Source organism: Saprospira sp. CCB-QB6, from assembly GCF_028464065.1.
Lineage (GTDB): Bacteria > Bacteroidota > Bacteroidia > Chitinophagales > Saprospiraceae > Saprospira.
Window position 1 is genome coordinate 1,939,580 of record NZ_CP116808.1, and the last position, 18,497, is coordinate 1,958,076.

17 protein-coding genes and 1 tRNA gene are annotated in these 18,497 nt (G+C 44.0%); 7 read left to right on the top strand and 11 right to left on the bottom strand.

Annotation, left to right across the window (positions count from 1 at the left end; all coding sequences use genetic code 11):
- The first annotated feature begins 27 nt into the window (after window positions 1-27).
- From recA to PPO43_RS07590, 3 genes are all read left to right on the top strand, one after another.
- Window positions 28-1,143 carry a recombinase RecA gene (gene recA / locus PPO43_RS07580; RefSeq protein WP_272621202.1) on the top strand — a complete coding sequence of 372 codons (1,116 nt, stop codon included), beginning with the start codon at window positions 28-30 and terminating at the stop codon, window positions 1,141-1,143.
- A gap of 178 nt (window positions 1,144-1,321) precedes the next feature.
- Entirely contained in the window at window positions 1,322-2,476 is a 1,155-nt protein-coding gene (locus PPO43_RS07585; RefSeq protein ID WP_272621203.1) for an ArsA family ATPase, read from the top strand.
- A gap of 53 nt (window positions 2,477-2,529) precedes the next feature.
- Window positions 2,530-2,602: transfer RNA gene (locus PPO43_RS07590), tRNA-Arg, on the top strand.
- A 102-nt stretch (window positions 2,603-2,704) separates the two neighbouring features.
- Here the strand turns inward: PPO43_RS07590 and moeB are convergent.
- The 8 genes from moeB to PPO43_RS07630 all read right to left on the bottom strand — a co-directional run bounded on the left by moeB (window position 2,705) and on the right by PPO43_RS07630 (window position 10,271).
- Entirely contained in the window at window positions 2,705-3,856 is a 1,152-nt protein-coding gene (moeB, locus tag PPO43_RS07595) for a molybdopterin-synthase adenylyltransferase MoeB (protein ID WP_272621204.1), read from the bottom strand.
- A 9-nt stretch (window positions 3,857-3,865) separates the two neighbouring features.
- Window positions 3,866-4,147: a MoaD/ThiS family protein gene (locus PPO43_RS07600; RefSeq protein ID WP_272621205.1), complete on the bottom strand. Its 282-nt coding sequence runs from the start codon at window positions 4,145-4,147 to the stop codon at window positions 3,866-3,868.
- 28 nt (window positions 4,148-4,175) lie between these two features.
- A complete protein-coding gene (locus PPO43_RS07605; RefSeq protein WP_272621206.1) occupies window positions 4,176-4,643 on the bottom strand; it encodes a M67 family metallopeptidase in 468 nt (155 codons plus the stop codon).
- A gap of 11 nt (window positions 4,644-4,654) precedes the next feature.
- Window positions 4,655-5,596, bottom strand: coding sequence for a PLP-dependent cysteine synthase family protein (locus tag PPO43_RS07610; RefSeq protein ID WP_272621207.1), 942 nt, complete (start codon window positions 5,594-5,596; stop codon window positions 4,655-4,657).
- An 866-nt stretch (window positions 5,597-6,462) separates the two neighbouring features.
- A complete protein-coding gene (gene mtnB, locus PPO43_RS07615) occupies window positions 6,463-7,092 on the bottom strand; it encodes a methylthioribulose 1-phosphate dehydratase (RefSeq protein ID WP_272621208.1) in 630 nt (209 codons plus the stop codon).
- A 204-nt stretch (window positions 7,093-7,296) separates the two neighbouring features.
- Complete coding sequence (locus tag PPO43_RS07620; RefSeq protein WP_272621209.1) at window positions 7,297-8,157, bottom strand: phosphatidate cytidylyltransferase; 861 nt, start codon at window positions 8,155-8,157, stop codon at window positions 7,297-7,299.
- 10 nt (window positions 8,158-8,167) lie between these two features.
- Window positions 8,168-9,070, bottom strand: coding sequence for a CPBP family intramembrane glutamic endopeptidase (locus tag PPO43_RS07625; RefSeq protein ID WP_272621210.1), 903 nt, complete (start codon window positions 9,068-9,070; stop codon window positions 8,168-8,170).
- Window positions 9,054-10,271, bottom strand: coding sequence for an aspartate aminotransferase family protein (locus tag PPO43_RS07630; RefSeq protein WP_272621211.1), 1,218 nt, complete (start codon window positions 10,269-10,271; stop codon window positions 9,054-9,056). Before PPO43_RS07630 ends, PPO43_RS07625 begins: the two co-directional genes overlap by 17 nt.
- A 112-nt stretch (window positions 10,272-10,383) precedes the next feature.
- Between PPO43_RS07630 and PPO43_RS07635 the strand changes: the two genes are divergently transcribed.
- The gene (locus tag PPO43_RS07635; protein ID WP_272621212.1) at window positions 10,384-11,295 is read left to right on the top strand and encodes a GHMP family kinase ATP-binding protein; all 912 of its coding nucleotides are present in this window, start codon (window positions 10,384-10,386) and stop codon (window positions 11,293-11,295) included.
- Between the two features lie 776 nt (window positions 11,296-12,071).
- Here PPO43_RS07635 and PPO43_RS07640 read toward each other — a convergent pair.
- A complete protein-coding gene (locus PPO43_RS07640; protein ID WP_272621213.1) occupies window positions 12,072-12,614 on the bottom strand; it encodes a DUF6702 family protein in 543 nt (180 codons plus the stop codon).
- 91 nt (window positions 12,615-12,705) lie between these two features.
- On the opposite strand from PPO43_RS07640, the gene PPO43_RS07645 reads away from it, so the two are divergent.
- The 3 genes from PPO43_RS07645 (at window position 12,706) to PPO43_RS07655 (ending at window position 16,572) form a co-directional block, all read left to right on the top strand.
- Window positions 12,706-13,302, top strand: coding sequence for a HupE/UreJ family protein (locus PPO43_RS07645; RefSeq protein WP_272621214.1), 597 nt, complete (start codon window positions 12,706-12,708; stop codon window positions 13,300-13,302).
- A 175-nt stretch (window positions 13,303-13,477) separates the two neighbouring features.
- Window positions 13,478-15,742 carry a M1 family metallopeptidase gene (locus PPO43_RS07650; RefSeq protein WP_272621215.1) on the top strand — a complete coding sequence of 755 codons (2,265 nt, stop codon included), beginning with the start codon at window positions 13,478-13,480 and terminating at the stop codon, window positions 15,740-15,742.
- Between the two features lie 212 nt (window positions 15,743-15,954).
- Window positions 15,955-16,572 carry an FMN-binding negative transcriptional regulator gene (locus PPO43_RS07655; RefSeq protein WP_272621216.1) on the top strand — a complete coding sequence of 206 codons (618 nt, stop codon included), beginning with the start codon at window positions 15,955-15,957 and terminating at the stop codon, window positions 16,570-16,572.
- Here PPO43_RS07655 and PPO43_RS07660 read toward each other — a convergent pair.
- On the bottom strand, window positions 16,569-17,249 hold the full coding sequence (locus PPO43_RS07660; RefSeq protein WP_272621217.1) for a ComF family protein: 681 nt from the start codon (window positions 17,247-17,249) through the stop codon (window positions 16,569-16,571). The genes PPO43_RS07655 and PPO43_RS07660 overlap by 4 nt on opposite strands.
- A gap of 84 nt (window positions 17,250-17,333) precedes the next feature.
- Window positions 17,334-18,482, bottom strand: a complete 1,149-nt coding sequence (locus PPO43_RS07665; RefSeq protein ID WP_272621218.1) for a COX15/CtaA family protein — start codon at window positions 18,480-18,482, stop codon at window positions 17,334-17,336.
- Window positions 18,483-18,497: the final 15 nt, after the last annotated feature.

Genomic DNA, 18,497 nt, shown 5'->3' on the forward strand with positions numbered 1-18,497 from the left:
TCACTTGGCTATAAATACAAAAATAAGATGGCAACAAAAAAAGATGCTGCAGCCCTAGAGGGCAAGAAAAAGGCCCTACAGGCTACCTTAGATCGCTTGACAAAGACCTATGGTAAAGGGAGTGTAATGAAGTTGGGCGATGCTCCTATGGTAGAAGTAGAAGCAATTTCTACTGGTTCAATTGGTTTGGATGTCGCTTTGGGCACCAATGGTTTTGCCAAAGGGCGTATTGTAGAGATTTATGGACCAGAATCTTCTGGTAAAACGACTATTGCCATTCATGCCATTGCAGAATGTCAAAAGGCTGGAGGTATTGCCGCTTTTGTAGATGCAGAGCATGCTTTTGATCGCTATTATGCTCAAAAATTGGGGGTAGATGTAGACGAATTGGTATTTGCTCAGCCTGATTATGGAGAGCAAGCTTTGGAAATTGCCGAGAATTTGATTCGCTCTGGCGCCATTGATATTTTGGTTGTGGATTCAGTAGCTGCACTTGTTCCTCGCTCAGAGATTGAAGGCGATATGGGAGATTCTAAAATGGGTCTTCAAGCGCGCTTGATGTCTCAAGCCATGCGTAAATTGACTAGTGCCATCGGTAAAACGAATTGTTGCTGTATTTTCATCAACCAGCTGCGGGAAAAAATCGGGGTAATGTTCGGTAACCCAGAAACCACAACGGGGGGTAATGCTTTGAAATTCTACGCTTCTCAGCGTTTGGATATTCGTCGCTCTGGAGCAGCCATTAAAGACCGTGAGGGCAACGTAGTGGGTAACCACGTTAAGGTGAAGGTCGTCAAAAATAAATTGGCTCCTCCCTTCCGCATTGCCCAATTTGACATCATGTATGGAGAAGGTGTTTCTAAAACAGGAGAACTAGTTGATATGGGCGCTGAATTTGACATCTTGAGCAAAAGCGGTGCTTGGTACGGCTATGGGGGGACAAAAATTGCCCAAGGCCGCGAAGCTGCCAAGCAATTTATGATGGATAATCCTGAGGTAGCCCTAGAAATTGAAGAAAAAATCAAAGCGCACCTTTTTGGTAATCCTCAAGAAGAACCAGAAGATGTAGAAGAAACTACAGCAGAAGCTGATGATGCTGAAGAAACAACAAGCAAACGCGGCCGCAAAAAAGCCGATGCTTAATCAAATACCCTTTTTTGTCTAAAATGCAAAGCCAGAGAATCCCTTGGCTCTCGACGCAAAGTCTGCGGTTTCTTTTTGTATTTTTAGCCAGTAGCTGCCTCTTCGCCTAGCGGAGGGGTAGTTTTTTTTTGTGGGCATATAGAAAAGCTGTACTTTCAATCAGAAAACCACAACATCAATGAGAATCTTACTTTTTACTGGAAAAGGAGGCGTGGGCAAAACGAGTAGCGCTGCAGCTACCGCTTTGGCCGCTGCCGCCCAAGGATATAGAACATTAGTGGTCTCTACAGACCCCGCTCACAGCCTTTCAGATGCTTTAGACCAAGAGCTGGCTCCAGAACCCAAAGCTGTTGCCCCTAATTTATGGGCCCAGGAATTTGATGTCTATTATTCCATGAAAAAACATTGGGATAATATGCGCAACCTCATGCTGACGGTCTTTCGCTGGCGAGGGGTTAAAAATATTGTAGCTGAGGAGCTTTCTGTTTTGCCTGGAATGGAAGAAGCCTCTGCTTTTTTATGGATTGAGCAGCATTATCGCGAAGGTAAATATGATGTTCTCATTATTGACTCCGCCCCCACTGGAGAAACCTTGAGTTTACTCTCTTTACCTCAAGTTATGCAATCTTGGGTAAATAAAGCCGTTCCTAAGTTTGCTATCAAAACTGCTGGGAAGTTTTTGCGCAAAGCCTCTGGAGTTCCTTTAGATAAAGGCTTTGAAGAACTTGAAGAGCTCTTTGAAAAATTAGAGCAGGTTCAAAAAATCATGCTTAATCCCAAAATTTGCTCTATTCGGATTGTGGCCAATCCCGAGCGTATGGTCATCCAAGAAGCCAAAAGGGCTTATACTTACCTACAACTCTATGGTTATCAAGTGGATGGAATTATAGTCAATCGAATATTGCCAGAAGAAATGGGCGCAGGAGTTTTTGCCCAATATATCAAGAGCCAAAGGCAATATATGGAAGACATTGAGGAGAGCTTTGCTCCTCTACCTATTTTTAAAGCCCCCCATTTGGGCCAAGAACTATTTGGTTTAGAACTACTAGAAAAAATGGGGCAATTGCTCTATAAAGGAGAAGATCCCTCTCAGTTTTTCTATAGTGAAAACCCTTTTGAGGTAGAAGAAAGAGGTCAATATTATTTGATTAGTATCAAACTCCCCTTTATTCAAGAAACGGATTTCTCTGTCCAAAAATTTGGAGATGAACTGGTCCTTGACGTAAAAGGACGAAGAAAAAATATCTTTCTGCCTCGCTTTGCCAACTATCTCCAATTAGAAAAATATGCCTTTGCTGATGGGCAACTTCGTTTGTGGTTGAAAAAATCATAGAGGCAAAATTGGCAGTCTCTGCAAAATTAGCTATTTTTGTTTCCTTAGAAACAGCCCGCATAGCTCAACTGGAAGAGTGTCGGTTTCCGGAGCCGAAGGTTGCAGGTTCGAACCCTGCTGTGGGTATTCGCCCAACAAACATCTTGTTTGTTGGGCTTTTTTATGCCCATAAAAAAGCCAGAGCCCCAAAGGGGCTCCAGCTCATCTAAAAAGCATACAGACAGTTCTTTAATAAGTGGCGAGTTCTTGGTCCACTTCATTGGCATAGGCTAAAATTCCTCCCTCTAAATTGAGTAAGTTGGTATAACCATATTGCGCTTGCAATAACTCAATCACATCAGCACTTCGCTTTCCAGAACGACAATGTACTACGACATTTCCCGTTTTTGGAATTTGATCCAAATGCTGCTCTACCTCTCCTTTGGGGATCAATATTCCCCCTATATCTACAATTTCTTGCTCATAAGGCTCTCGCACATCTATCAGCACAAAAGGCGTTTTCGCTTCTTGCCATTGCTTTAATTCCTGTACACTAATAGCGGGTACTGCAGCTGCAGGCTGTTCTTCCTTGGCCTCCAAAACACCACAAAACTGCTCATAATCAATTAGTTCTGTAATTTCTGGCGTATTTGGATTTTTCCGAATCTTCAAGGTTCTATGGCTAAAGGTCAGTGCATCAAAGAGATAGAGACGGCCCACCAAAGGCTCTCCTACCCCAGTAATCACTTTAATTACCTCAAGCGCTTGCAAAGACCCAATAATGCCAGGCAAAACGCCCAAAACACCTCCTTCGGCACAAGAAGGCACTAAACCTGGAGGGGGTGGTGAAGGAAAAAGATCCCGATAATGAGGACCAAAATTGCCTGCCTCATCCTTATAGTTGAAGACCGAAACCTGTCCATCAAAGCGATAGATAGAGGCATACACATTTGTTTTGCCTAAAATCACACAAGCATCATTCACTAAGTAGCGAGTCGGAAAATTATCGGTCCCATCAGCAACCAAATCATAGTCCTTAATGATGTCTAAAGCATTATCAGAACTTAAAAACTCATTGTAAACAGCTACCTCAATATGTGGATTTAAAGCCTGTATCCGCTCTTTAGCCGCTTCAGCTTTTAGTTTACCAATACTTTCGGTCCCAAATAATACTTGCCGCTGCAAATTGCTATCATCTACTCGATCATAATCGACAATGCCAATATGGCCCACTCCTGCAGCAGCCAAATAGAGTAAAAGAGGACTGCCCAAACCACCAGATCCAACAACTAAGACCTTAGCCGCTTTTAGCTTTCGCTGCCCTTCAATATTAAACTCTGGAATAATAATATGTCGGCTGTAGCGCTCTAACTCAGCCTTTGAAAATTCAATATTAGCCATCTTGATTGTTTAAAGTTCAACCCCACCAGCAATGGCAGGAATAATACTCAATGTGCTATCTGCTTGTACAGCTGTATTAGGACCATCTAGGGCCAGAATATCCTCATCTTCCAAAAAGATGCGAACGAAGGCCCGAATATTCCCCTCCTGATCCAACAAATGCTGTTTTAAAGCAGGATAAAGATCAATTAAACGATCTACCGCAGCTTGTACTGTGGCCCCATCAACCTTGATGCTCGCCTGCTGGTCTGTGAATTTGCGTAATGGTGTGGGAATGATTAGTGTCGCCATAATATTTTGATTTAATTTGATGATGCTATTAGATCAGTTCTTTTTTAGGTATTGCTTCTAAATTGTTGCGCTTGACTTCCTCCGCCTCAAACTCGCCCCGCTCTTCATTCAAACGCCAAGAGCTAAGCTCTGCCGCCTCTCCATTTTGTACCGACAAAATGATATAGGAGAAATAAGGCACAGCCTGCTTTAAATCATGTATAGAGGGAATTGCGGGATGATTCGGATGAGAATGATAAATCCCCAAAAGATTTAATCCCAATTCCAAGGCCTTTCTTTCAGCCTTCATATAATCCAAAGGAGAAATTTCAAAACGCCGTCTTTGGTCCCCTTCCTTACTGTTTATCACAGCCTCAGCTAATAATACATGCCGCAATTGGCCATCTTCTTCTTCTGTTCCATAAAAGAATCCACAGCCTTCATTCGGAAAATCTGCTTCTAGTTGTTGCAGTATATATTGCTCTGCCTCAGGGGCTAAACTCAATTGATAAGACATAATAAGCGATTTTAATATGGAAAAATTTGTTCGATGACTTCCCCGTACTTGTCCGCACTATCAGGCAAAAGGGTCACAATATGCGCCTCTTGCTCAGGGGGAAGTTCCTGCGCCCAGAGATAAGCACCCAAAACATTAGCCGCAGCAGAGGGACTCACCAACAGCCCTTCTTCTTTGGCCAACCTTCTCAACATATCATAAGCCTGAAAACTATCAATAGCCAACTCCTTATGAGCCAAACTATCATCATAAATAGGCGGAATATGTGCCGTTGGCAAGTGCTTCCACCCTTCCAAACCATGTAAAGCCCCATCTGGTTGTAAACTAGCCAACTGAATATTTGGATTTTTCTCTTTTAATCCTCTTGAGTTGCCTACAAAACTCCCTGTTGTCCCCAATGCAGTAACAAAATGAGTGATTTTTCCAGCCGTTTGCTCCCAAATTTCTTGACTGGTCCCTTTATAATGCGCCTGCCAGTTGGCGGGATTGCTATACTGATCGGCATAATAATATTTATCTGGCTCGGCTAAAGCAAGCGCTTTGGCCTTTTCCTGGGCCTCATCAGTCCCCCCAAAAGGAGAACTAAAAATGAGGTTTGTCCCTAATGCTCTCAAAATTCGCTTCCGCTCTACCGAGGCATTTTCAGGCAAAATAATGGTTAAGGGAATCCCCAATGCCGCCGCAATATGCGCATAAGCAATGGCTGTATTCCCACTACTGGCATCCAAAAGATGCTTTCCTTGGCCCAATTCGCCCCGCTCTATGGCCGTTTTGATGATGTTATAAGCGGCCCGCGTCTTCACGCTTCCCCCCAATTGATGCCATTCTAATTTGGCATAAATATGAATATTTGGAGAAGGGCTCAAACTTTTGAGCTCCACCAAGGGCGTATGCCCCACTAAACCTTCCACGGCCTCAAGCGCTTCTTGATATTTTTTAATCGTTGCTGGCATATTAGAACTCTATGTTTTTTATTTTTTGATTGTTTTGGGGCTGCCCCGCCCTACGGGCGGGTCGGGCTGTGTCGCAGCTCGCTATTCGCTCGGCCCTTCGCAAAATTTCGCTACGCTCATTTTGCTCGGTCTGGCCCTGCGGGCCACTGCTGTCCATCCCTCAGCCAAGGGCCTTCGGCCCTTCTGGACCAAAAAAAAAGCTCAGCTTCTTTTAAGCAAAAGAAGCTGAGCTGAACAAATAATGTAGATCGACAAAAACCTATAAGCTACATATATTGTCTAGCACCTCTTTTTGCCCAAGCAAAAGAGAACAACAACAACAGCAAATAGAAAAATTATTGGTCTGCATAAGATTAGATTCTAGAAAAAAGAAAAAGCCTTTTTGAGAGAACATCTCAAAAAGGCTTTAGTTATGTAAAACATCAGATTTTAACTCTTTATTCATACATAGCTTTAGCACTGAGATGCTCGAGGAGCAAAACAGGGACAGCAGCAACAACAGCATGAATTCGACTTAAATATGTTTTCTGTTTTTGTCATAGTTTAAAATTCAGGATAAATTTCGATGTTTCCAAATTTAGTCCCGCCTTTTTTGATGGCAAAAAGCTTAAAAACAGCTTTTTTACTGGCACCTGAGAATCGCACAGAAAAATCATCCTGAGTAGTCGACAAGGACCGTTAAATTCTCAGCGCTTACAAAAAAGTGGTTTTCACTCCATTTTTGGACAAAAAAAAGAGAACTCCATAATTGTGGAGCTCTCTTTTTTTCCACTAAAAATTGTGGAGCATCAAATTGTTCCACGTGGAACAATGAAAAACTACAATTCAGTTTGTGGAAATGAAAACCAATTGTTCCACGTGGAACACTAGCGTGGAGCCAAAAGCAATTTTTTGTAATGTACTTCCAACAAAAACTCCAAAGCTTCCAAATGTCGCTTTGCTTCAGCAATGCTTTTGCCCCAAGTGTAGAGTCCATGCCCAGCAATCAAGTAAGCAATAGTCCTGGGTTGCGCCAAATAGAGCTGTCTAAAATCTTTAGAAAGTTGCTCGATATCCTGTGTATTGGGAAAAATGGGCAGCTTAAAATCTACTTCATGGGTATCAAATTGGGGTAAGGCTTTGAGTAATTCATACTGACTTAGCTGCAAATGCCCCTCTTTTAAGTAATAATCAGAGAGTAGGGTGCCATAAATAGAGTGTGTATGGAGCACAACATTGATTGCTTCATTCTCTTCATAAAGTACGGTATGAAGTAGAGTTTCCGCAGAGGAGCGTTCATTTTCAAAGGGAGCTAAAGCCTTCCCTTTTAGGTCCACAAGCATAAAATCTTGAGCGGAAAACTGGCTTTTATCTCGGCCAGATTTAGAGATAGCGAGGCTATTTGGTCCAACACGAAAAGAATAATTCGTGCTAGTTGCTGGCGAAAATCCTTTGGCATTCCAAGCTCGGATGAGTTGGGCCAGTTGTTCTGCAGTTTCTTTTGGTATCATTGACATATCATAACAGCTAAAAAGGTGAAAAGGCCGAAGCGAAAAGCCCAAAGCAACCACAAATGTTGTGCGGCTTAGCGATGGGAAGGGGTGGCCGAAGGCCAGACCGAGCAAAATGAGCGCAGCGAAATTTTGTGAAGGGCCGAGCGAATAGCGAGCCCCGAAACGTAGCGCCGCAAGGCGAAGCCGCAGCGGAGGCCCCAAATTCACTTAAAAAGGAATAAATCTAGCGATTTTCAGAATAAAAATAATGGTAAACGTAATCACGGGAAAGACAAAAAGGAAAGCATCAAAGCGATCAATCAGTCCACCATGTCCAGGCAAAGTTGTTCCCGTATCCTTAATATTAAGCGATCGTTTCAGCATAGAAGCGATAAGGTCGCCCCAAAAGGCAAAAATTGAGGCTTCAGCGGCCAGAATTAGCCAAGTAGAGAGCGAAAAATCGAGAATGGTCCAGATAAAATAAGAAGCGAGCCCCCAAAGCAAAGCCGCTGTAAATCCCCCAATTAGGCCTTCGAGCGTTTTATTGGGCGATAAAATGGGCGAAATTCTACGTTTTCCGAGCTTGCGGCCCGTCAAATAGGCAAAAACATCATTGGCCCAAACCAGCAACATAATCGCCATGATAAGAAATCGGCCCGAGGGATCTTGCAAAGACAGAAAGCAAAGCAAGAAAGTGGGCAGCCCAATATAGAAGAGGCCGAGGTAGCTATAGGCTATATTTTGGAAAGGTTTTTTGCTTGAAGCCGCCAATTCTAAGAGAAAAGGAAGTGAATAAAGTGGCAAAAACCAATGTCCGAGCCCATTTAGGACCAAGGGAAAAGGCGAAACATAGCCATCGAAAAGGAGTAATGCGGGCAAAATAGCGAGCAAAATAAACAGCCCCTTCCGCAATTGATTATAGATTTTTTGTGGACTATCTTGCTCTAAAAGCAATTGGCCCAGCTCTCGAACACATAAAAAGCCCACCAAAAGGTAAAGCAAAGCTGCCGAAACAGGATGGGCTAGCGTGCCGACAATCATAACGACCCCAAAAACTAGGGCAGTAGTTGTGCGCAAGCGCAAACTCATAAGCTATAAATTAGTAAGGTAAATAATCATCGGCCTGAATATCCCCTTGTTTTTTATGCCCCTTATAGAGTAAAAAACAAATGGCAAAAGCCAAAGGATAAGCCAAAATGCCTAAATAAGTGGGTAGCTCTAAGCCGGTTTGCTCAGACATTTGGTCTGCAAAATAGTAATAGAGCAACAATTGAGAGGAATTAAAGGCGATATGCAGCAAAATAGGCGTCCAAAGACTGCCCGTCCAACGCAAACTATAGCCTAAAAGTGCCCCCAATAAAAAGCGAGGGATAAAGCCCTCTGGCTGAAAGTGAATCAGGCTAAACAGCAAAGCGGCAATCCAAATGCCTAAGTCTAAATTCTTAGTGAGTTGAGAGAGTAGGCGTTGCAAAATGCCTCTAAAGAGGAGCTCCTCTCCTATTCCAGCCGCCAAGCCCACCAACAAAAAGTTAGTCATTAGCTCTATGGGGCTATTCATACTCATCAACTTTTCTTGCAAAGCAATGGTCTCTTTTGCGATCCAGCTTTCTGGTGTAATCATCTGATTGAGTGCATAGAGCTGCATAGCAATAGGATAAAGGCAAAGCGCTAAAACTGGCAAAAGCAAATAGGTCCAAAACTTAGCAGAGCGATTGAGCAGTAAAAAGTCCAATGCTTTTTGGGGTTTCCAAATCAGGCTAAAGCCCAAAGCCACCAAAGTATAGCCACAAAAATGGCTAAACAAGCTACCCCATTTTAGGCCAGCGAGTTCATTGGGTTGGGGATCGGTAGTGGCTAAACTATCAATTAGGCCCATTAGATCACTAACGCCATAAGCTGAAGCAATGAGTTGCAGCCCCAACTGGCCCAAAATCATCCCGATTGCCCAGATGGGCAAAAGGTATAAAAAGCCTTGGGTTGCAGTTTTAGTTATTCTCGTCATAAGTTGGACCATCTACCTCATCAATAGCAGCCAAGACAATCTCTACCGCCTGATGAATTTGTTTAGGAGTAATAATAAGTGGTGGCGCAATTCGGATCGCCGAATCATTAAAGAGGAACCAGTCTGAAATCAAGCCTTTTTCCATACAATTAAGGATAACGGCCTTAGTTTGTTCATAGCTAGAGAGCTGAACCGCCATCAATAGCCCAGCAGAACGCACAGTTTTAATTTTAGGGTGCTTGAGTAAGCTTAAGAAAAGGGCTTCTTTTTCCTTAACCGTCCCAATTAGCTCCTCATACTCTTCTTTAAGTACTTTAAGGTTGGCTAAAGCGGCAGCACAGCAAAGTGGATGCCCGCCAAAAGTAGTAATATGGCCCAAAAAGGGATTATGACTAAGCACCTGCATAATCTCTTGGCTAGCGATAAAAGCACCAATAGGCATTCCGCCTCCAAAACCTTTGGCTAAAAGGAGAATATCTGGAACCACATCAAACTGCTCAAAGGCAAAAAAGCTTCCCGTACGGCCACAGCCTACCTGAATTTCATCAAATATCAGTAGGGCGCCAACGGCTGTACAACGCGCTCTAAGGGCCTTTAAATAGCCTTCTAAGGGCTTTTCCACCCCCTTCTCGGCCCGTACAGGTTCAATGATCACAGCGGCCGTTTTTTCTGTAATTTTGTCCAAATCGGGCCAGCTATTAAAGGCAATATGATTGATATTGGGCAAAAGAGGACGGAATGGCGCAGTAAAAAAATCGCTACTCATCAAACTCAAGGCCCCTTGGCTACTCCCATGATAAGAGGTTTCGCAGGCAATAATTTCGGCCCGACCAGTATAGCGCTTGGCCAATTTCATCGCCCCTTCGGTCGCTTCTGTTCCAGAATTGACAAAATAGCAGCTAGACAAAGACTTGGGCAGTAAATCCGCCAAATATTTTGCTAATTGTACCTGTGGACTCAAAACAAACTCTCCATAGACCAAAGTATGCAAATAGCGCTCTGATTGAGCGGCAATAGCGGCCATCACTTTGGGATGTCGATGGCCCAAATTAGAGACCGAAATGCCCGCAATAAGGTCGATATAGGACTTGCCTGTAGGGCCATACATATAAATTCCCTCGGCCCGATCAATCTCTAGTGCCAAAGGAGCATCAGAGGTTTGGGCCAAATGTTGTAAAAATAATTGTCTGGAGGATAGCATATAAGCTGTACTTTTGTATGATAATCTAAGTCCACAAAGTTAGGAAAACTTTGTACATTGTTCAGGGAGGCTAGCCCTCCCTATTTTTTGAGATTTAAGATATAATCGATCGATGTCTAAAGCACAATTGGGCGTAAAAATCAAGGCGCCCGCAAGTTTGAGCCAATTATCTTTTGGGCCTGGCTGCATGGCCGTTGCCCTAGAAGGCTTAGCCGATGAAGTGATTATCCGTCCTAGCCAAAAGGTCGGTTTGCAGCTCCTTGAAATCACTGGAGACCAGAAACAACTTAGCCGAAACCTAGCCGAGACCGCTATGGGCAAGGCCGCCCTCGCTTTTTGGGCGCTTTTAGCTGATTATGGCGTGGAAACAGAGGATTTGGGCTTTGAATTAGAAGTTCGCAAGAAGATTCCTTTTGGTTTAGGCCTTGGCAATGAGGCCGCTTTGGTGGCTGCTTGCCTATATGGACTCAACAAACAGCTTAAAAGTCCACTAATGCCCAAAGAATTGATGCCTCCTGCCCTAGCTTCGGGCTGTGCTGCCGAGGATCTTGTGGCTAGTTTATATGGAGGCTGGAACCTCATTGTTCAAGAATCGCCCTGCCAATGGCGCCGCATGGCCCTCCCAAAAGGCCTTTATTTCTTGGTTTTTGCCCCAAAAATTAAAGCCGATAAAGCCCATGTGGAAGAAATTTTACTCAAAACGGGGAAAAGCAGCCTACAAGCCCTCTCTGCCTTGAGTTGGGCCTTTAATTATAGCGACTTTAGACTGCTGGAGGATGCCCTTTGGCCCCAAGCTTGGGCCGAAGAAGGCAGCTTTTTAAGAGAAGTTCAGGAAATTGTTCGTTCAGAAGGTGGACTTAGCTGCCATTATAGTGGCCAAGGCCCCGCAATCGCCGCCCTTTTCAATAATACACTAAAAGCTGAAGAAGCGCAAACCGCTATTTTGGCCCAGTATAAAGCAAAAAAACAAAGAGTCAGTAGCTGGATCCTAAGCATTGACCAAGAAGGGGCCATTATTGAATAATCTCTTTGCCCTAGAAATTATATAAGAGGAAGTAGATCATATCTGCTTCCTCTTTTTTTGGGGCTGCCCCGCCCTACGGGCGGGTCGGGCTCTGTCGCAGCTCGCTGTTCGCTCGGCCCTTCGCAAAATTTCGCTGCGCTCATTTTGCTCGGTCTGCGGCTTCGCCGCCCTGCTCCAGCTTCTCAGCCGACTCGCTCCTGGCCGAAAACATCAACGTTAAGGCAAAAGGACTTCGCTCAATGGCTAATTGGACCAAAAATTCAAAACGCTGAGAATCGCACAGAAAAAAAAGCTGAACAGAATATCGGCTCAGCTCCATTTTTAAACTGGTAATTCTCCACAAAAAAACCTAAGTTATCCACAGCAAACTGTGGATATGTTCCACGTTTTTCCACGACAACAAAATGTTCCACGTGGAACAGGCTTTGTTTTCCACAGCTGTACTGGTTTTCCACAAAAATATTGTGGATATGTTACACGTTTTTCCACGACCTGGATTGTTCCACGTGGAACACTATTCTCCTCCACAATCAATTCGGGTTTTCCACAACTTAATTGTGAGTAAGTTTCGGCCTGTCTACAATTTTGCATTTGAGCAAAATTCTGATTTTCCACAAAAACTTATCAACATGTTCCACGTGGAACAAATTGTGGAAAACCTCAAAAATAAAATGTGGAAAACCCCTATTAAAAGTTTTCCACATTCAGTTTTCCACAAATCAGCAAGCAAGGTTCTGTGGAAAAGTAATTTCATTTCATGGAATTAATTAAATTAATTACCATTTCACTTTTTGGACCTCCTCCCCTTTTCGGCTAATTACTTTTTGCAATCCTCTATTTTTGGTATGGCAGGCGGCAAAGTTCAATTGATTAAAATGCTCATCAATTAATAGGCTGTTATTAATTGTCAGATGAGCAAAGGGCGATAGATTTTTAGCTTCTAAGAAAACATAGCATTCATAGATATTTTGCTTCTCGCCCATTTCCTTGCCCAAATACTTATACTTTATCGTTTGGCCATCGGCCTTCAGCTGAAAATGTTGTTCAATGTAATCGGCTAGTAGTTGGTTGGCCTGAGGATGTTCTCGATCGGTGCCAATTTCAACAGTTTCTCCTAAGCGTTTAGAAAAAAGTTGTTCAAAGTCGTCTACAAAAAGCTTGATTGAGATCTGTAGGGCTTGTTGCTTCTCTTTATAATCGATTTCGGCAAAAGAGAGATAAATAGGATGCTCTTCATTTTCTGGCATTTCAGCAGGCATAGATAGAGAAAAGGGCCATAAAATCGAACAAACTAGACTAATTGTCAAAAAGCTAGGCATCTGAGTCGTATTTTTGATTGTATTTTATAAAAACTTGGTACATTAAATTTGATCTTGAAGAACAAATATATCACCATTTTAAAACGACTACATGAATTTTGGCCTCTACTTTCAGTTAGGGTTAGAGCATATCACAGACCCCTATGGCTATGACCATATTCTATTTATCATTGCCATTTGTGCTAGTTGGCGGATACGCGATTGGCGGACCGTAGCTATTTTGGTTACGGCCTTTACTGTTGGACATTCAATTGCCTTGGCTTTGGCCACCTTTGAAATTGTTCCGGTTTGGTCTGCACTTATTGAGTTCTTGATTCCAGTGAGTATTATGGCTAGCTGTATCCAAAATATCAGTTATCCGCCCTCAGCTAGAGGGGCTAAAATCAATAAAAACTGGGCTTATGGCCTAATTGCCGCCTTTGGAATCATTCACGGTTTGGGCTTTTCCAACTTTCTCAAAGAGACTTTAGTGGCCAATGAAAGCCTATTGATGCCCCTTTTGGGCTTTAATTTAGGCTTAGAAATTGGACAACTTTTGATTGTTGCCGCCTGTTTTGCCTTTAACTATATCTTTGTAGAATTGGGCCAAAAAGCCCAAAGAGACTGGACCTTAGTAGTTTCTTCGGCCGTAGCGGGCATTGCTTTTTTGCTTTGTTTAGAAAAAGGCGCAGAGCTATTTTTTGGCTAAATATGGCCGAAGGCCAAACGGCCTAGCGATGTGCAGGGGTGGCCGAAGGCCAGACCCAGGCGGCTTTGCCGCCGCAGGGCCGAGCGAATAGCGAGCCCCGAAACGTAGCGCCTGCCAAAGGCAGGAGGCCCCAAAAACAGAACATCTCGTTTATTAAATTTAGATATTTCCAATTATGCTAAAACGATCACTACTTGCTATACTTAGCCTTTTTTTGTTGGCGCAGTATGGCTGGGCACAAGAAGAGCGTGCTCATGAAAAATTTAAGCAGCTCTATGAGGAGTTGCCCACGCCTAACCAATACCATAATGCGGCTGGAGCCCCAGGGCATCAGTACTGGCAGCAGCGAGCGGACTATAATATTCAGGTTCGTTTGGATGATGAAAAGCAACGAATTTATGGTAAGGAGCGTATTGCTTACTACAATAATTCGCCCGATGAACTAAGCTACCTTTGGTTACAATTGGACCAAAATGTCCGCGCCAAAGGCTCTGACGCACAAATTACAGAAAGTCAAAAGCTTGACCCTCAAATGTATAGCTATCAAGTTATGGAGCTATTCAATGATTTTGATGGGGGCTTTAAGATTGAACAAGTAAGTGGCAAAAAGGGCGAAACCCTAAAATATACCATCAATAAAACGATGATGCGCATTGATCTTGACCGTCCACTAAAACCTGGCGAAAAGTTTGAATTTGATGTGAAGTGGTGGTATAATATCAATGATGGGATTAAAACTCGTGCCCGCTCAGGTTATGAATATTTCCCTGAAGATGATAACTACATGTACAATATTGCACAGTTTTATCCTCGGATGTGTGCTTACAACGCTGTAGATGGTTGGCAAAATAAGCAGTTTTTGGGCCGTGGCGAATTTACGCTCAGCTTTGGTAATTTCAACCTAGAGATTACCGTCCCCAAAAACTTTATCGTGGGCGCAACAGGTGTTTTGCAAAACAGCAAAGATGTATTGAGCAAAACACAACGTGAGCGTATTGAAAAAGCTAGAACGGCCAAAGATCCCGTTTTCATTATTACGGAAGAGGAGGCCAAAGCCAATGAAAGCAAAAAAGGCGAAGGCAGTCAAACCTGGCGCTTCTATGCCTCTAATGTGCGTGATGTAGCTTTTGTGGCTTCTCGCAAGTTGATTTGGGATGCCCAAGGCGTGCAGTTTGGCGATCGCAATGTGCTAGCCATTTCTTACTACCCTAAAGAGTGTATGGGCCTTTGGGACAAATACTCGACTCGTGCGGTTGTACACACCCTCAAGACCTACTCTAAGTATACTTTTGACTACCCCTACCCTGTAGCCATTTCTAGCCATGCGAACTTTACGGGGATGGAATATCCTATGATTTGCTTCAACTATGGCCGCCCTCGTCCTGATGGAACCTACTCAGAGCGCCTAAAATACGGCATGATTGGCGTGATTATCCACGAAATTGGACACAATTACTTTCCCATGATCGTGAACTCTGATGAGCGTCAATGGACTTGGATGGATGAAGGGCTCAATACCTTTTTGCAGTACCTCACCGAGGTAGAATGGGAGCGCGACTACCCCACTCGCCGTGGTCCTGCCTACAAAATCACAGATTACATGGGCGGCGATAAAAATGGTATCGTTCCCATCATGACCAACTCTGAATCGATCCTACAATTTGGCAATAATGCCTACGGAAAACCCGCTACGGCCCTCAATATTTTGCGCGAAACCATCATGGGCCGCGAGCTCTTTGATCATGCTTTTAAGGAATATGCTAACCGCTGGAAGTTCAAACACCCCACTCCCGCAGATTTCTTCCGCACCATGGAAGATGCTTCTGGGGTAGATCTCGATTGGTTTTGGAGAGGTTGGTTCTATGGCACCGATCATGTGGATATTTCACTAGATGAAATCAAGCACTACCATCTCAACACCTTCAACCCAGAGCAAGAGATGAGCATGCAAAAAATCTGGGATGCTGATGATCCCACCTACATTGGCGATATCCGCAACAAGGAATCGGTCAAAGAAACGGTTATGGAGCGTTATCCAGACCTGCGCGACAAATACAATGATCGCGACAAATACCGCGTAGATGAGGAAACACAGCGCAATTCCCTCTTTGCTTACCAAAATCTTAGCGCCGAAGAAAAAGAAGTTTTGGCCAAAGATTACAACTACTATCAGGTCGATTTCAAAAATGTGGGTGGCCTAGTGATGCCCATTATCATCGAGCTAAAATATGTAGACGGTAGCTCTGAGGTCCGCTATATTCCCGCCGAAGTTTGGCGCTACAATAGCGATAAGGTCTCTAAAGTCTTTGTTACTGAAAAGGAAATCAAGGAATTTATTTTGGATCCTTACCTAGAAACTGCCGATGTAGAACGGGAAAACAACTACTTCCCCAGACGTCGCAAACCAACTCGCTTCGAGATGTTTAGCCCTCGTCAATAAGCTTTGAGCGCTGGCCCTTTTGGGCTGGCGCTTTTTTTTTTTTTTGGGGCTGCCCCTTCGGCCTTCGGCCTCGGGTCGCTATGTTGCGGGGCTCGCTGTTCGCTCGGCCCTGCGGCGGCAAAGCCGCCTGGGTCTGGCCTTCGGCCACCCCTGCACATCGCTAGGCCTGCGGCCCTACGGGCCTGTACGCTCCAAATTTAATTCTACTGCCTATGTATATTCCCAAAAGCTTCAAGAGCAATTCTCCTGCTCAACTTCAATGGATGAAAGAGCAATATCCCTTTGGCCTTTTGCAATCTCAGCAAGAGGGCCAACTTTGGGCTACTGCCTTGCCCTTTGTTTGGTCTAGTCCTCTCCTACTCAAAAGCCATCTGGCCCTAGCCAATCCACAGGCCCAAAGCTTCCTAAAGCAGGACAAACAAGAGGTTTTGATCCACTTTCAAGGCCCCTATGCCTATATCTCCCCCAAACATTATCTACATGCCCGAAATGTCCCCACTTGGAACTATTTGGCCCTACAAGTTCGAGGACAATTATCCGTGTTGGACCAATTGGCCCAAAAACAGCTGCTAGAAGAGAGTATTTTGGCTTTTGAGCCCAGCTATTGGACGCAATGGGAAAAGCTCCCTAATCAATACTTAGAGGCCTTAGCTGGCGAATTACTGGCCTTCCAAATTGAAGTAACAGATATTGACCTTTGCCTGAAAATTAGCCAAAATAAAAGCCAAGCCGAACAATTAACCATCTTAAAGGCGCTCCAAAGCTCTGCTCACCTGATGGACCAACAACTAGCTCAAGCCATTCTCCAACTCCAACCCCTTCAAGACTAAGGCGCCAAAGCAATGCAAACCACACTAAGCGAAATTTGAGCCTGCAATAAATGCTTTGCGCAAGCCTCAATAGTGGCCCCAGTCGTCATCACATCATCCACCAGCATAATGTGCTTATGCCGCAACTTATCGGCCTGCCGCAAAACAAAGGCTTCCGAAACATTGGCAAAACGCTCTTCTCGACTCTTTCTAGTTTGACTTTCGGTATAACTAGCCCGCAACAAAAACTTCTCAGACCAAGGCACCCCCAAACTTTCCGATAAACCTGCCGCCCATCGCGCCGCCTGATTGTAGCCCCGCTGATGCCGCTTTTTAGGATGCAAAGGGACCGGAATAATATAATCCACTGACTTCCAAAATGGCTCCTGAACCAATAATTGCCCATAGGTTCGCCCCAACTCCTCTCCAATCTCTGGCCGATGCCCATATTTTAATTCATGTATCAAGCGCTGCAAAAGCCCTCCTTTTACAAAATGATAGGCCGTACTCGCCCTAGCAATAGGTAAGCGCCCCCAAAAGCGCTCAGCCACGGGGTTTTCTTCCAATAAATGATAATTCGTAGGCTTAATCTTATACTGACAAGCCGTACAAAGGGCCTTCTGCTGCCGCTGCAAGGGCTGCCGCTGACAAGCTAAACATAAACGGGGATAAAATAACTGCAATAGAGGTTCTAACATGAGGTCGACTTTATTTATACACGAAAATATAAATAAAAAAACAAAAGGCAGACTTTTCAGCCTGCCTTTTCGTATATAAATTTGTTAAGCTATTGTTTCCGCCTCTGTTTTTGTCGTTTTCAGACTTTTTTTAGCCAAATAACCTCCTTCACTAAACTGATAATTGAGGTACAACATCGCCAACAAGAGCAACATTCCTCCCGCCTGATGCAAAACGCCTAGAGTTGGGAAAATTTCAGAGCCGCCCAAGCTGTTTATCACGGTAAAAATGCCCAGACCAATCTGCATAGCCAATACGAACAACAAAAGAATATTGGCCCCTCTCAAGCGAGCCGAAACCTTAGAGCGATGAATCCGCCAAGCCAATAAGGGAATCAATATCGCTAAAGCATAAGCCGTAAAGCGATGAAAAACCTGAATTAAAGCTGGGGCAAAGGCATTTTTGTTATAGCGCAACAGGTTTTCCCATTTCCATTCTTCCGATTGATATAAAACATCTGAGAACCACTGCCAACTCCCATCTGCGGCCACATCCATATGCGGAAAATGAGGCGCTACATAACCTGCTTTCATGCCCGACATCAAGCCACCAAGGACCAATTGTAGGCCAATTAAAGCTGTGATTTGCCAAGCCCGCTTCCGCAATACCCGATGATAAGCATCTTGGGTCTCTGGCTGCCAAACTTTTAAACTGGCCCAAAATAATAAGGCCAACAAACTAATTGCAATAGACAAATGTGTGGTCAATCGATAGGCATTTACCCAAACGTATTCTTCGGTGTTCAAGCCAGAACTAACCATAATCCAACCAAAAACAGCCGCTAAAGCTGCTAAGGCAATCACCCCACCCAACTTTCTCTTTAGGCCTGCAGGTAGCCATTTTTTACGCCAGAAATACAAAAAGGGAAACAGAAAAACAAAGCCCATGCTTCGCGCCCACAAACGATGGAAATACTCCCAAAAATAAATGAACTTAAATTCCGAAAGCGTCATATCCGCATGAATACTCTCATACTGAATCGTGTGTTTTTGGTACTTCTCAAAGGCAACAGTCCACTGCTCCTCTCCTATCGGCGGCAAAACGCCCTTAATCACATTCCACTCGGTAATCGACAAACCAGAATCCGTCAAACGCGTGATTCCACCAATTACCACCTGCGCAAATACCATTACTACCCCAATCAATAACCAAAGGCTGACGGCCTTGGGAAGCCGCAATTTTTTATGTTCCATCTGAATAATGCTTTT